The sequence below is a fragment of the Gordonia polyisoprenivorans genome, assembly GCF_017654315.1.
Lineage (GTDB): Bacteria > Actinomycetota > Actinomycetes > Mycobacteriales > Mycobacteriaceae > Gordonia > Gordonia polyisoprenivorans_A.
The window spans coordinates 4,232,493-4,247,035 of sequence record NZ_CP072203.1; the positions used below are offsets into that span (position 1 = coordinate 4,232,493).

General features: G+C 66.7%; 13 protein-coding genes. 6 read left to right on the forward strand and 7 right to left on the reverse strand.

The features are described 5' to 3' along the window. Window positions 1-6: 6 nt before the first annotated feature. The 4 genes from J6U32_RS19095 to J6U32_RS19110 all read right to left on the reverse strand — a co-directional run bounded on the left by J6U32_RS19095 (window position 7) and on the right by J6U32_RS19110 (window position 2,587). Window positions 7-891, reverse strand: a complete 885-nt coding sequence (locus J6U32_RS19095) for an SGNH/GDSL hydrolase family protein (RefSeq protein WP_208796211.1) — start codon at window positions 889-891, stop codon at window positions 7-9. A gap of 109 nt (window positions 892-1,000) precedes the next feature. After that, window positions 1,001-1,483 carry a peroxiredoxin gene (locus J6U32_RS19100; RefSeq protein ID WP_208791694.1) on the reverse strand — a complete coding sequence of 161 codons (483 nt, stop codon included), beginning with the start codon at window positions 1,481-1,483 and terminating at the stop codon, window positions 1,001-1,003. Further along, on the reverse strand, window positions 1,480-1,917 hold the full coding sequence (locus J6U32_RS19105) for a DUF3052 domain-containing protein (protein WP_208791695.1): 438 nt from the start codon (window positions 1,915-1,917) through the stop codon (window positions 1,480-1,482). The genes J6U32_RS19100 and J6U32_RS19105 overlap by 4 nt, the downstream gene beginning before the upstream one ends. A gap of 142 nt (window positions 1,918-2,059) precedes the next feature. Further along, on the reverse strand, window positions 2,060-2,587 hold the full coding sequence (locus J6U32_RS19110; protein WP_208796212.1) for a hypothetical protein: 528 nt from the start codon (window positions 2,585-2,587) through the stop codon (window positions 2,060-2,062). A gap of 276 nt (window positions 2,588-2,863) precedes the next feature. Between J6U32_RS19110 and aceE the strand changes: the two genes are divergently transcribed. From aceE to J6U32_RS19140, 6 genes are all read left to right on the forward strand, one after another. Then, window positions 2,864-5,770: a pyruvate dehydrogenase (acetyl-transferring), homodimeric type gene (gene aceE, locus J6U32_RS19115; protein WP_244332162.1), complete on the forward strand. Its 2,907-nt coding sequence runs from the start codon at window positions 2,864-2,866 to the stop codon at window positions 5,768-5,770. Between the two features lie 111 nt (window positions 5,771-5,881). After that, window positions 5,882-7,153, forward strand: coding sequence for a PucR family transcriptional regulator (locus J6U32_RS19120; RefSeq protein WP_208791696.1), 1,272 nt, complete (start codon window positions 5,882-5,884; stop codon window positions 7,151-7,153). Window positions 7,154-7,348: 195 nt separating this feature from the next. After that, window positions 7,349-8,257, forward strand: coding sequence for an ACP S-malonyltransferase (locus tag J6U32_RS19125; protein ID WP_208791697.1), 909 nt, complete (start codon window positions 7,349-7,351; stop codon window positions 8,255-8,257). Between the two features lie 133 nt (window positions 8,258-8,390). Then, on the forward strand, window positions 8,391-8,696 hold the full coding sequence (gene acpM / locus J6U32_RS19130) for a meromycolate extension acyl carrier protein AcpM (RefSeq protein ID WP_208791698.1): 306 nt from the start codon (window positions 8,391-8,393) through the stop codon (window positions 8,694-8,696). Continuing rightward, complete coding sequence (locus J6U32_RS19135) at window positions 8,693-9,964, forward strand: KasA/KasB family beta-ketoacyl-ACP synthase (protein ID WP_208791699.1); 1,272 nt, start codon at window positions 8,693-8,695, stop codon at window positions 9,962-9,964. The genes acpM and J6U32_RS19135 overlap by 4 nt, the downstream gene beginning before the upstream one ends. Before the next feature lie 29 nt (window positions 9,965-9,993). Further along, window positions 9,994-11,445 (forward strand): acyl-CoA carboxylase subunit beta, encoded by a 1,452-nt coding sequence (locus J6U32_RS19140; protein ID WP_208791700.1) that lies wholly within the window; start codon window positions 9,994-9,996, stop codon window positions 11,443-11,445. Window positions 11,446-11,806: 361 nt separating this feature from the next. Here J6U32_RS19140 and J6U32_RS19145 read toward each other — a convergent pair whose 3' ends face one another. The 3 genes from J6U32_RS19145 to J6U32_RS19155 form a co-directional block, all read right to left on the reverse strand. Next, the gene (locus J6U32_RS19145; RefSeq protein WP_006371495.1) at window positions 11,807-12,325 is read right to left on the reverse strand and encodes a DUF3145 domain-containing protein; all 519 of its coding nucleotides are present in this window, start codon (window positions 12,323-12,325) and stop codon (window positions 11,807-11,809) included. Window positions 12,326-12,449: 124 nt separating this feature from the next. After that, window positions 12,450-13,295, reverse strand: a complete 846-nt coding sequence (locus J6U32_RS19150; RefSeq protein WP_208791701.1) for a serine hydrolase domain-containing protein — start codon at window positions 13,293-13,295, stop codon at window positions 12,450-12,452. A gap of 27 nt (window positions 13,296-13,322) precedes the next feature. Beyond that, complete coding sequence (locus J6U32_RS19155; RefSeq protein WP_208791702.1) at window positions 13,323-14,453, reverse strand: NDMA-dependent alcohol dehydrogenase; 1,131 nt, start codon at window positions 14,451-14,453, stop codon at window positions 13,323-13,325. Between the last annotated feature and the right edge of the window lie 90 nt (window positions 14,454-14,543).

The following is a 14,543-nucleotide window of genomic DNA, read 5'->3' on the forward strand; positions in this document are numbered from 1 at the left end:
ACCGCGTCAGCCGGCAACCCACCGCGTCGAGGGCGAGGCGCCGACGCTGCCCGACGGGTAGGCCGCGGCCAGCGCGTCGGCGAATCGCTTGTTGCGGTCGGCGGTGCCCGCGGCGGTGTAGTGGATGCCGTCGGTGAATTCCGCCGGCTGGGCGGCTCCGGCCCAGTCCACCACGGCCAGATTGGCGTAGCGCGCGGTCGCGCTGCGCAGTGCAGTGTTGAACGTGGCCATGGCGGCCGAATCGAATGCCTTGTTACTCGGGTTCGACGAGGCGACCGTCGGCCAGAGGACCGGCTGCCCAGACAGCTGACGCATGATCCGGTCGATGCGGGCACCGGCGTCGATCGAACTTCCCGTCGAGATGTCCCCGACGTCGTTGACGCCCATGGCGATCACCCAGCAGCCGCGGGCGCCGGACGCGAGCCGGGACGCGACGGCGTGTTCGGCGTCGGGTGAGGGACCGCCGACGATCGCCCGGCCGCTGACCGCGTCGAGGGTGAAGCTGTTCACCCCGACCCTGCGGTACTGGGCACTGGCGGTGTCGCCGGCCGCCGGGACGAAAGCAGGGTCGTCGGCGCGCACCGACGTCGAGTCGCCGACCTGGATCACCGAGGTGCATCGTGATGTGCCGGTCTGCGCACCCGTCCCGGGGATCAGGCTCTGCAGGCTGGGCAGCAGATCGCCCAAGCCCATGTCCGACGAGGAGTTCGGGATACCTGCGACGACGCCCGGCAGGTCGTTGAGGTCCGGCAGTGCATCCGAGGGCGCGGCGGCGCAGTGTCCGGCACCGGCGAAGGCCAGCGCACCCCCGGCGAGCATGCCGACGCCGACGCGGCGAAGGCGACCACGGGTGCAGATCCTGGTGAGCTGTGACAGCGACAGTTTATTCACAATAGTCACACTGAACTACAGCAGTCACTTCTGTCGCAACCCGAGGCAGGCAACGACTTGGTCAAGACTTGACGGCCAACTTGTGGCACTCAATGTCGTGACGGCTCGGTCAGACGGTGGCCAGCGCCTTGTCCCAGAGCGCCTCCGAGCGCCCCTCACCCGGGCCGACAACGTCGGCGAAGACGATGCGTCCGTCGGTGTCGACGAGGAAGGTTCCGCGATCGGCGTACCCGCGACCCTCGCTGAACACACCGTAGGAGCGGGCGACCTCACCGTGCGGCCAGAAGTCCGACAGGATCGGGAAGAGAAATCCCTGCGCCGCCGACCACACCTTGTGCGTCGGGGGCGGCCCGACCGACACCGCGACCGTGGTCACCTCGTCGTTGGCGAAGCGCGGCAGATTGTCACGGATGTACCCGAGTTCGCCCTGGCACGTGCCGGTGAACGCGAGCGGAAAGAACACGATGAGAACCTTGCGGCCCTCGGAACGCAACCGCGACAACGAGACCCGCTGGTTGTTCTGGTCGCGTAGTTCGAAGTCCGGTGCGGTGGCGCCGATCCCCAGCGGGATCGACATCTCCGGAACGCTCATGGGCGTTTGCCAGAACGCGTCTTCGGTTGCACCAGACGCGAACCCGACCAGTCACCGAGACTGACCACCGAGGTCTGGGTCAACCCGGCGGTGGGCGCGGCCTCGGCGATCTCGCTCGGGTCGACGTAACCGGGATTGCCCGTCTTCGGCGAGAACACCCAGACGTATCCGTCGTCGGCGAGCGGCCCGATGGCGTCCATCAACCGATCGACGAGGTCACCGTCGTCGTCACGCCACCAGAGAACGACCGAGTCGATGACGTCATCGGCATCCTCGTCGAGCATCTCGGCATCGATCGCATCCTCGATGTCGGCACGCAGGTCGTCATCGGCGTCCTCGTCCCAGCCGAGTTCCTGGACCACCATGCCGGGGGCGAACCCCAGTTTCTGTGCACTGCTGCCGTCGGAGCCATTGCTCCCTGAGGCGGCTACCACCGCGCGAGACCTCCCAAGTCAACTTGTTTCGCCGTATCGGCAATTCGATCGCAGCCGACCGCACATCAGCCGACTATTGGGACAGCGTAATGCACACCACGATCGCGCACCGACACGAATTCATGAACTCGCGCGCCGCGGGCTACCCGGGCGGTGCTGCCCCGGCGGGCGTCGAGGCCAATCCGGGCGGGGTCGGCAGGTACGTCGCGCAGGCAGCCAGAACCGATTGTTTGTCGCGCGTCCAGGTGTCGGAGATCGGATTCAACCCGACGAGTTCACGTCGTCCGATGGCGTCACCGAGCCTCCCCGAGCTGGTCAGGAAGGCGTTCACCGGCCCGGTCACGTCCGCGGGGACCGCATCGCTGACCTTGGCCCGGATCTGGTCCACGCCGGCGATCAGGCTCGCCCGGGCGCGGTCGTCGAGGTCACCGACGCGGTCGTAGGACTGCACCGCGTTCAGACGACCGACAAAGGTGTTGTACCCACGGACCATCACGACCATCGACGACATGGCCTGCCGACACAGGGTCACCGCGAGCCCTCGGCGCGCCGCCGAGGTCGAGGCCGATTGCTCGGACCGATACATCGACACCTGCGAGGAGTCGACGGTCGGCACACCGGGCACCGATGTCGCACATCCGGCGAGCACCAACACCACGGCCGTCACCATCACGGCGACACCCGCCCGTGTCACACCCTGTGCGCTTCTTCGGCCACCCAACACCCCGGCGCGCCCCGGGCCGGCGTCCAACCGGTGGCATTCCGCTGTCTCGCTGTGGCACCCCCCGACGTTGCGCAGCCCCGCCCGGTATGCCGGACGGGCCGATGCACGCCTCACTGCACGCTCCTTACTCCGTGGTAATCAGAAACCGAACGCTACCGCAGGTCAAGTGCCGCGCGCCCAATCCGAACACCCCCGATGCCAACACCGGCGACATGGGGCACGATGTGGGGTGGGTCCGTGAGCGAGCACACCATCGTCGTCGACGGACTCTCGTGTCATCGCACGCCGGGCAGCACCCCCGCCCGGCCCGATCGAGGAGTAGGCATCACCGTGACCGAACAGGCAGATAAGGACGTCAGCGCGACCTCCGGCGGCACCCCCGACAGGTCGGGCCCGCGCGTGCGCGTCATCCGCGAGGGCGTCGCGTCCTATCTGCCCGACATCGACCCCGACGAGACCGGCGAGTGGCTGGAGAGCTTCGACAATCTCGTCGCACACGCCGGACCGGCCCGAGCCCGCTATCTGATGCTCCGGCTGCTCGAGCGTGCAGGCGAGAAACACGTCGCCATCCCCTCACTGACGTCCACCGACTACGTCAACACCATTCCCACCGAACTCGAACCGTGGTTCCCCGGCGACGAGAGCGTCGAGCGCACCTTCCGTCAGTTCATCCGCTGGAACGCCGCCATCATGGTCCACCGCGCCCAGCGTCCCGGTGTCGGGGTCGGCGGGCACATCTCGACCTACGCGTCGTCGGCGTCGCTGTACGAGGTCGGCTTCAACCATTTCTTCCGCGGCCACGAGCACCCCGGCGGCGGCGACCAGATCTTCATCCAGGGTCACGCCTCGCCGGGTATCTACGCCCGCGCCTTCCTCGAGGGCCGGATCACCGGCGAGCGGATGGACGGATTCCGTCAGGAACACAGTCACGCCGGTGAGGGCGGCGGCCTGCCGTCCTACCCGCACCCGCGACTCATGCCCGAGTTCTGGCAGTTCCCGACGGTGTCGATGGGACTCGGTCCGATGAACGCGATCTACCAGGCGCGCTTCAACCACTACCTGCACGATCGCGGTATCAAGGACACCTCCGATCAGCACGTGTGGGCCTTCCTCGGCGACGGCGAGATGGACGAGACGGAGTCACGCGGCTTCGCCAGTTTCGCCGCAACCGAGGGCCTGGACAATCTCACCTTCGTCATCAACTGCAATCTGCAGCGACTCGACGGCCCGGTCCGCGGCAACGGCAAGATCATCCAGGAGCTCGAGTCGTTCTTCCGCGGCGCGGGCTGGAACGTCATCAAGGTGGTGTGGGGCCGCGAGTGGGATGCACTGCTGCACGCCGACCGCGACGGCGCGCTGGTGAATCTGATGAACACCACGCCCGACGGCGATTTCCAGACCTACAAGGCCAACGACGGTGCCTTCGTGCGGGAGCACTTCTTCAACCGAGATCCGCGCACCAAGGAACTCGTCAAGAACATGTCCGACGCCGAGATCTGGAACCTCAAGCGCGGCGGCCACGACTACCGCAAGATCTATGCCGCCTACGCCTCGGCGATGGCGCACAAGGGTCAGCCGACGGTCATCCTGGCGCACACGATCAAGGGCTACACCCTGGGCAAGCACTTCGAGGGCCGCAACGCGACCCACCAGATGAAGAAGCTGACCCTCGACGATCTCAAGGACTTCCGCGACGAGACGCGAATCCCGATCAGCGACGCCCAGCTCGAGGAGAATCCGTACCTGCCGCCGTACTACCACCCCGGGATGGACGCCCCGGAGATCCAGTACATGCTCGACCGCCGCAAGAACCTCGGCGGCTTCCTGCCCGCACGCCGCACCACGGCCAAGGCGTTGTCCCCGGATGTGAGCAAGGCGCTCGCGACCACCGCCAAGGGCTCGGGCAAACAGCAGGTGGCGACCACCATGGCACTGGTGCGCGTGTTCAAGGATCTGTTGCGCGACAAGGAGATCGGCCACCGGATCGTGCCGATCATCCCGGACGAGGCGCGGACCTTCGGGATGGATTCGTGGTTCCCGACGCTCAAGATCTACAACCGCAACGGACAGCTCTACACCTCGGTCGACGCCGAGTTGATGCTCGCCTACAAGGAGAGCAGCGAGGGCCAGATCCTGCACGAGGGCATCAACGAGGCCGGCTCGGCCGCGTCGTTTACCGCCGTCGGCACCTCGTACGCGACACACGACGAGCCGATGATCCCGCTCTACATCTTCTATTCGATGTTCGGCTTCCAACGCACCGGTGACAGCTTCTGGGCGGCCGCCGACCAGATGGCGCGCGGCTTCGTCATCGGCGCCACCGCGGGACGCACCACGCTGACCGGCGAGGGACTGCAACACGCCGACGGCCAGTCACCGCTGCTCGCGGCGACCAACCCGGCGGTGGTGGCCTACGACCCCGCATTCGCCTACGAACTCGGACACATCGTCGTCGACGGTCTGCGTCGGATGTACGGCGAGGATCCGGAGAACATCTTCTACTACCTCACCGTCTACAACGAGCCGATCAGTCAGCCGGCCAAGCCCGACGACCTCGACGTCGAAGGTGTACTCAAGGGCATCTACCGGTTCAGCCCGGCCCCGCAGGACAAGCAGTATCCGGCCAACATCCTCGTCTCGGGGGTGACCATGCCCGACGCGCTGCGCGCCCAGGAACTCCTGGCCGCGGACTGGAACGTCGGCGCCGCGGTGTACTCGGTGACGTCATGGAGCGAACTCGCCCGCGACGGCATCGCGATCGACCGTGCCGCGGTGCGCACCCCCTCGCAGGATGCGGGCCTGCCCTACGTCACCAAGGTCCTCTCCGACACCGCCGGGCCGTTCGTGGCGGTCAGCGATTACATGCGCGGCGTACAGGAGCAGATCCGCGCCTACGTGCCGGGCACGTATCTGACACTCGGTGCCGACGGCTTCGGGTTCTCCGACACCCGTCCGGCCGCTCGTAGGGTCTTCAACGTCGACGCCGAGTCCATCGTCGTCGGGGTGCTGGTGGCCCTGGCCCGCGACGGGCACATCGACGCCGCGGTCGCGGCGCAAGCCGCCGAGAAATACCAGATCACCGACGTCAACGCCGCCGAGGTGTCCTACGCCGACACCGGCAGCGCCTAGCGTTCGACCGATCCGTCGACTGCGGCGGTCGCCCCCTCGCGGGCGGCCGCCGCAGTCGCTGACGGCGCATTCGTCGGGGCCCGGCGACCGCGGACGCCTACTGTGAACAACATGTCGGAGCATCGGGTGAATCAGACGCCGCCGCCCAGCGACGTCTTCGGGGAACGCGGCGCGCACGTGCCCGCCCCCGCCACCGTGCACGACGCACTGCCCGACACCCTGCTGCGCCGCGTCAAGCAGTACAGCGGCCGCCTGGCCACCGAGGCCGTCCACTCGATGCAGGATCAGCTCCCCTACTTCGCCGACCTCGACGCCGCGCAGCGCGCCAGCGTGCAGCTGGTCGTGCAGACCGCGGTGGTGAACTTCGTCGAGTGGATTCAGGATCCCGAGGGTAACGTCAAGTTCACCGTTCAGGCCTTCCAGGTCGTCCCGCAGGATCTCGCGCGCCGCATCACGCTGCTGCAGACCGTGGAGATGGTGCGCGTGGCGATGGAGTTCTTCGAGAAATGGTTGCCGCTGCTGGCCCGCAACGACGCCCAACTGCGCGCGTTGACCGAGTCGGTGCTGCGTTACGGCCGCGAGATCGGGTTCGCCGCCGCGGCCATCTACGCGTCGGCGGCCGAATCGCGCGGCGCGTGGGACTCGCGTCTGGAGGCGCTCGTGGTCGACGCCGTCGTCCGCGGTGACACCGGCCCGCAGCTGTTGTCGCGGGCGGCCGCGCTGAACTGGGATTCCGACGCCCCGGCGACCGTCATCGTCGGCGCGCCGCCTCCCGAGCAGAACGTGTCGGTGCCTCTGGCGATCCACAACACCGCCAAACGCCATGACCGGGCCGCACTCTCGGTGGTGCAGGGCACCCTGCTGGTGACCATCGTCAGCGGGCCGATCAGGATGACCGACCCGTTCAGTAACGCACTTCTCGACCACTTCGCCGACGGGCCGGTGGTCATCGGGCCGACGATGCCCAACCTCGGAGCGGCGCACACCAGCGCCACCGAGGCGATGGCCGGGATCGCCGCCGTCGTCGGCTGGCCCGGAGCACCTCGCCCGGTCCACAGCCTCGAGCTCTTACCCGAACGGGCTCTCAACGGTGACGCGTCGGCGACCGCAACACTCATCGAGACGCTGGTGCGTCCGCTGTCCACCGGCGGCTCCACCCTCAACAACACCCTCGAGTCCTATCTGGACTGCGGCGGCTCGGTGGAGGCATGCGCCCGCGAACTGTATATCCATCCAAATACTGTCCGGTACAGACTGAAGAAAATTGCAGAAGTGACAGGACGTGACCCAACTAACCCTCGCGACGGCTACGTCTTGCGTATCGCGGCAACCGTCGGACGATTGACACATCTGAGGAACGAATCGCCACACTCAGCCACATGAGGAACTTCAGTAACACTGCTGTTTCAACATTTCCGCTGGCAGATGCCTTTCGGACACATTTCTGTAACGAATCTCGAAGTGATGACGATGCGGAACCAGCCAGAGACACCTTTGTGGGAACCCCACAAATCCTTCCGATGAGGTCTATCGACCTCCACACCGACATACGAGGCCGAAACGGTGTTCTCTGGTCACGTGCTTTCGATGCTTGCGCCCGGCCAGGGCTCTCAGACACCCGGCATGTTGATTCCGTGGCTAGAACTCCCCGGAGTCGGCGATCAGCTGGCGACATGGTCGAAGCTGATCCAACTCGATCTCGAGCGGCTCGGCACCACCGCCACCGCCGAGGAGATCACCGACACCTCGGTCACCCAGCCGCTCGTCGTCGCAGCGGCCCTGCTGGCCTTCGATGAGTACCTCAAGCGTGGCGAGCTGCCCGACGACGCCGTGATCGCCGGTCACTCGGTCGGCGAACTCGCCGCCGCCGCCATCACCGGCGTCATCAGCTCCGACGAGGCCGTCAAACTCGCCGCGATCCGCGGATCCGAGATGGCCAAGGCGTGCGCCCGCCAGGCCACCACGATGGCCGCGGTGCTCGGCGGTGACGAGACCCAGGTCCTCGCCCGGCTCGACGAACTCGCACTCGTGCCTGCCAACCGCAACGCCGCCGGCCAGATCGTCGCCGCCGGCCCGGTGGAGGCCATCGACGAGCTGATCGCGAGCCCGCCGGAGAAGGCACGCATCCGCAAGCTCGCCGTCGCCGGCGCCTTCCACACCGACTACATGGCCCCGGCGCGCGACGCCGTCGCCGCGGCCGCGTCGAAGATCACCCCCGCCGACCCGGCCCGGGCCCTGCTGTCGAACTCCGACGGCCGGCCGGTCGCCGGCGGTGCCGACGCGCTGAGCAAACTCGTCACGCAGGTCACCAGCCCGGTCCGATGGGACCTGTGTTCGGCCTACATGCGCGAGGCCGGCGTCACCTCTCTGGTCGAACTCCCGCCCGCCGGTGCCCTCGCCGGCATCGCCAAGCGCGAGATGAAGGGGACCCCCGCCGTGGCGTGGAAAACCCCCGACGACATCGAGAAGGTCATCGAACTTGGATAGTGGTCGCGTCCCACGCGACCCCACCGGAAATCCGGTCGTCACCGGATATCCAAGCACCCGAGGTGTTTTCGTGCCTCGGGTAGCTCCGGACAATCACCACCCACAGCTAAATCACTAGAAGGGAACCACCCACGTGGCTGCCACCCAGGAACAACTCATTGCCGGCATCGCCGAGATCATCGAGGAAGTCACCGGCATCGAGCCGTCCGAGGTGACGATGGAGAAGTCGTTCGTCGATGACCTCGACATCGACTCGCTGTCGATGGTCGAGATCGCGGTGCAGACCGAGGACAAGTACGGCGTGAAGATCCCCGATGAGGATCTCGCCGGCCTGCGCACCGTCGGTGACGCCGTGAACTACATCCAGAAGCTCGAGTCCGAGAACCCCGAAGCCGCTGCCGCCATCCAGGCCCAGATCGAGGCAGAACAGAACTCGTGAGCTCGCCGTCCCTCCGCGAATACTCAACGCTGGGCGGGAACTTCCCGAGTGTGGTGGTCACCTCGATGGTGGCCACCACCTCGCTCGGTGTCGATCTCGAATCGACCTGGCAGGGGCTGCTCGACGGTAAGACCGGCATTCGCGAGCTGACCGACGACTTCGTCACCAAGTTCGGCGAGTTGCCCTGCCGTGTCGGCGGGCGTCTGCTCTCCGATCCGGCCGACGAGGTCACCCGCGTCGAGGCCCGCCGCATGGCCTACGTCGAGCGGATCGCCCACGTCATGAGCAAGCGCCTGTGGGCGCAGGCCGGCGAACCCGAGGTCGACCCCGAACGCCTCGCCGTGGTGCTCGGCACCGGGCAGGGCGGCGGTGACGCCATGGTCGACGCCGTCAAGGCGATCGAGAGTTCCGGCAACTACCGCAAGGTCTCCCCGCTGGCAGTGTCGATGGCCATGCCCAACGGCCCGGCCGCCGTCGTCGGCCTCAACATCGGCGCACGCGCCGGTGTGATCACCCCGGTCTCGGCGTGCTCGTCGGGTGCCGAGGCGATCGCGCACGCCTGGCGCCACATCGTCATGGGCGACGCCGACATGGTCGTCACCGGTGGCGTCGAAGGACACATCGATGCGATTCCGATCGCCGCGTTCTCGATGATGCGCGCGATGAGCACCCGCAACGACGATCCGGCCGCGGCCTCACGTCCGTTCGACAAGGACCGTGACGGATTCGTCTTCGGCGAGGCCGCCGCGATGCTGATCCTCGAACGCGAGGAGCATGCCAAAGCCCGTGGGGCACATATCCACGCACGGGTACTCGGTGCCGGTATCACCTCTGACGGTTTCCACCTCGTGGCCCCCGACCCCAGTGGTCAGGGCAACGCCCGAGCGATGACACGGGCCCTCCAGACGGCCGGGCTGACCAAGAAGGACATCACCCACGTCAATGCGCACGCCACCTCGACACCCATCGGCGACACCGCCGAAGCCGTCGGGATCAAGTCGGCGATCGGCGATCACGCTGCGGTGTACGCCCCCAAGTCGGCCCTGGGCCACTCCATCGGCGCGGTCGGTGCACTCGAATCGGTGCTGACGATCAAGAGCGTCGAAGAAAGCGTCATCCCGCCGACGCTGAACCTGGAGAACCAGGACCCCGAGTGCGACATCGAAGTGGTGCACGGGCAACCCCGGCATGGTCAGATTGATTACGCGCTGAACAACTCGTTCGGCTTCGGTGGGCACAACGTGGCGCTCGCCTTCGGTCGCTACTGACCATTCGCGACACCCCCGAGGAGACAGCGATGACCACATTGGCCCCCATCACCGGCCGTGAGGACTCAGTCGATCCACGTGATCCGCTGCTGCGGTTGACCAACTTCTTCGACGAAGGCTCTGTGTCGCTGCTGCACCCCCGAGACAAATCGGGAGTGCAGGCGGCCATCGGAGAGGTCAACGGCGTTCGCACCGTCTCCTACTGCACCGATGGCACCGTGATGGGCGGTGCCATGGGTGTCGTGGGATGCGCCCACATCGTCAACGCCATCGACACCGCCATCACCGAACAGGCTCCGGTCGTGGGCATCTGGCACTCCGGCGGGGCACGTCTGGCCGAGGGTGTCGAAGCCCTGCACGCCGTCGGCGGAGTGTTCGAGGCGATGGTGCGGGCCTCCGGCTACATCCCGCAGATCTCGGTGGTCGTCGGTTTCGCCGCAGGCGGCGCCGCCTACGGACCCGCACTCACCGACGTGGTGATCATGGCGCCCGCCGGACGTGTCTTCGTCACCGGCCCCGACGTCGTCAAGAGCGTCACCGGTGAAGAAGTCGACATGGAATCACTCGGCGGCCCCCTCACCCACGGAAAGAAATCCGGCGTCAGCCACATCACCGCCGACTCCGAGGCCGACGCCTACTGGCGGGCCCGCCGGCTCGTGTCCACCTTCTCCCGCCCCGGCCGATTCGACACCGCACACGCCGAGGCGGGCGACACCGACCTCAAAGCCCTACTGCCCGAATCCAACCGCCGGGCCTACGACGTCCACCCCGTCGTCACCGCTCTCCTCGACACCCAGCTCGCCGCCGACGGCGACACCGAGATCTCGAGTTTCGAAGAGCTGCAAGCGAAATGGGCTCCGAACATCGTCACCGGATTCGGCCGCCTCGCCGGACACAGCGTCGGCGTCATCGCCAACAACCCGCTGCGCATGGGCGGATGCCTCAACTCCGAGAGCGCCGAAAAAGCCTCCCGCTTCGTCCGGCTCTGCGACGCCTTCGGCATCCCGCTCGTCGTCATCACCGACGTCCCCGGCTACCTCCCCGGCGTCGGACAAGAATGGAACGGCGTCGTGCGCCGCGGCGCAAAACTGTTGCACGCCTTCGCCGAATGCACAGTCCCCCGCGTCACCCTGGTCACCCGCAAGATCTACGGCGGGGCCTACATCGCCATGAACTCCCGCGCACTGGGCGCCACCGCCGTCTACGCCTGGCCCGGCTCCGAAGTCGCCGTCATGGGCGCCAAAGCCGCCGTCGGCATCCTGCACAAGAAAACACTCGCCGCCGCCCCCGACGACGAACGCGAAGCCCTCCACGACCGCCTCGCCACCGAACACGAAGCCATCGCCGGCGGCGTCGGACGCGCCCAATCCATCGGCGTCGTCGACGACGTCATCGACCCGGCCAAGACCCGCAGCATCATCACCGCCGCACTCGCCGCAGCACCAGCACGGCGTGGGCGGCACAAGAACATACCCCTGTGATTTGGCGCCGGCTCCGCCGTCGCGGTGCCGCTCGCGGTGTTTGTTGGCGCCGGCTCCGCCGTCGCGATGCCACCGCGCTATAACCCGCGTCTTCCCTCCTCATCGCGTTGTCGCTGCGCTCCTCGCTCTTCGTCAGTCCAGACGCGGGCGCGCGGCAGCGTGGTGAGTGGGTTTGTGGCGACAGCGCTCATCTCGACGGCGACAGCGCTCTTTTCGACGCCGACGGCGCTCTCCCCTGCGCCGACAGCGCCCTTCCCTACGTTGGCAGCGCTGTCGTCGTGATGGTGTGGCGCGGTACGCGGTGCCCGTGCACGCAATTCGGCCCCGGCGGATGCCGGGGCCGAATGAAGAGTCTCGTGAGCTATCCGACGCGCTGCTGCAGCCAGGTGACCTCGGCGCCATAACCGCCCATGCGGTAGGCCTCGAGTGCGTGATCCCACGCCGTGCCGAGCACCGATTCGATCTCGCCGGCCAGACCGGCGCTGTCGGGCTGCGACTCGATCATCGCTCGCAGTTGGGTCTCCCCGACGATCACGTCGCCGTTGGCGCTCATCGAACCGCGCCACAGACCCAATCCCGGGACGTAGCAGAAGCGTTCGCCGTCGACGCCCTCACTGGCGTTCTCGGTCACCTCGAAGCGCAACGCCGACCACTCGCGCAGCGCGGTCACCAAACGGGCGCCTGTGCCCACCGGCCCTGCCCAATCGACCGTCGCACGCTGCATCCCCGGCTCGGCATCCTGTGCCGACCATTTCAGGTTCGCGCGCGCATTCAGGGTCGACGACAGAGCCCACTCCACATGTGGGCACAGCGCCACCGGCGCCGAGTGGATGTACACCACTCCTGTTGTCACGTCCGCAAACTGATTCAGGTTGCGCACCTTGGTCACCTCCGGTTGTCGACGAGGAACGTCTTCCCCAACACACCTCGCAACACCGGATAGCACACTCGTGACTCCGATTGTGCCCTATGAGGTACGTGTTGCGCCAGTTTCTGATGCGCTTTTATGAATCTTGTGTGGTTGGAGTGGACAACCGCCAGTCGCCCAGTGCCTCGCACACACTGTCGTTGAATTCGCTCCACAACGGCTTGGCCCACGCACCGAACGGCCGGTCGGTGAGTACCACGCACGCCCGGCCGAAGCGTGGGTCGACCCACAGGAAGGTCCCCGACTGCCCGAAGTGACCGAAGGTCTCCGGTGAGTTGTTCGCACCGGTCCAGTGCGGATGCTTGTGCCCCCGGATCTCGAACCCGAGCCCCCAGTCGTTGGGCTTGTGTTTGCCATAACCGGGCACGAATCCGTCGAGACCCGGGAAGGCGGCGCGGGTCGCTCGGTCCAGCATCTCCGACGACAGCACCGTCGGCACCATGAGGTCGGCGGCTAAGCGCGCCAGGTCGGCGACCGACGAGCGTGCGCCGTGCCCGGCCGGACCATCGAGGACGGTATCGGTCATCCCCAGTGGCTCACACACCGATTGCCGCAGATACTCGGCGAAGTCGATGTCCGTCGCGGCTTCGACGGTCTCGGCGAGCACCTCGAATCCGGCACTGGAGTAGATCCGCTGGGTGGCCGGCGGGGCCATCACCGTTCGGCTGTCGAAGGCCAGTCCGGAGGCATGCGCCAGCAGGTGGGCCACCGTTGCCCCGGGCGGTCCCGCCTCGTCGTCGAGTTCGAGCGCACCCTCTTCCACCGCGACCAGAACGGCCTCGGCGACCAGAAGCTTGGTCACCGAGGCCAGTTCGTACACCCGGTCGATGTCGCCATGGCTCGAGACAATGCCCGAGCCGCCGATCACCGCGGCCGCGACATTGTCCACCGGCCACTCAGCTAATGCATCCAGTACCGCCACATCAGCAGAGGTTACGCGGCATCGCGCTCAGTGGTCCTCGTCGGTGTAGCGGATGACGCCGCGGATGTTCTTGCCGTCCAGCATGTCCTGGTAGCCCTGGTTGATCTGGTCGAGACGGTACTGCCGGGTGATCATGTCCTCGATGTTCAGTTTGCCCATCCGATACATCGACAGCAGTTGCGGGATGTCGAGTTTGGGATTGGCGCCGCCGAAGATGGTGCCCTGCAGGTTCTTCTGCAGCAGGGTGAGCATCGCCAGGTTCAAGGTCACGTCGGATTCGAGCATGTTGCCCATACCCGTCAACACACACGTGCCGCCCTTGGCGGTGATCCCCATCCAACTGTCGACGTCCTTGCCGTGAACCTCGCCGACGGTGACGATCACCTTGTGGCACATGTGCCCGTAGGTGATCTCCGCGATGGCCGGTGCCGCCTCCTCGATCGAGGTGAAGGTCTTGGTGGCCCCGAACTTCATGGCCTGTTCGCGCTTCCACTCGACCGGGTCGATCGCGAAGACGTTGCGCGCACCGGAGATCACCGCGCCCTGCAGGGCCGCGGTGCCCACGCCGCCGACGCCGACGATCGCGACGTCCTCACCCGGGCGGACGTCGCCACTGCGGGTCGAGGAGCCGTAGCCGGTGGGAATCCCGCAGCCGACGAGCGCCGCCACCTCGAACGGAATCGACTTGTCGATCTTCACCGCCGACGCCTCGTGCACCACCATGTACGGCGCGAACGTACCGAGCAGCGTCATCGGGTAGACATTCTCGCCTTCGGCGGTGTGGATACGGAACGTGTTGTCCGACACCGCCTCCCCCTGCAGGAGCATGGCACCCATGTCGCACAGGTTGGCCATGCCCGACTTACACGACGGACACTTGCCGCACGACGGGATGAAGGAGAGTACCACGTGATCGCCGACCTCGAAGTCGGTGACCCCCTCGCCGATCTCCTCGACCACGCCGGACCCCTCATGACCGCCGAGAATCGGGAATCCGGCCATCGGGATGCCACCGGTCATCAGATGATGATCGGAGTGGCACATCCCGGCCGCTTCCATCCGGATCTTGATCTCGTGCGCCTTGGGATCCCCGATCTCGATCTCCTCGATCTGCCACGGCTTGTTCAGTTCCCGCAGCAGTGCACCTTTGGTCTTCACCCTCGAACCTCCACTCGTGCCGGCACGGCGTGGCGCATGCCACTCCATGGGCAGAATTGTAACGTGTTCCAGTTTTGAATTGTAACGTGT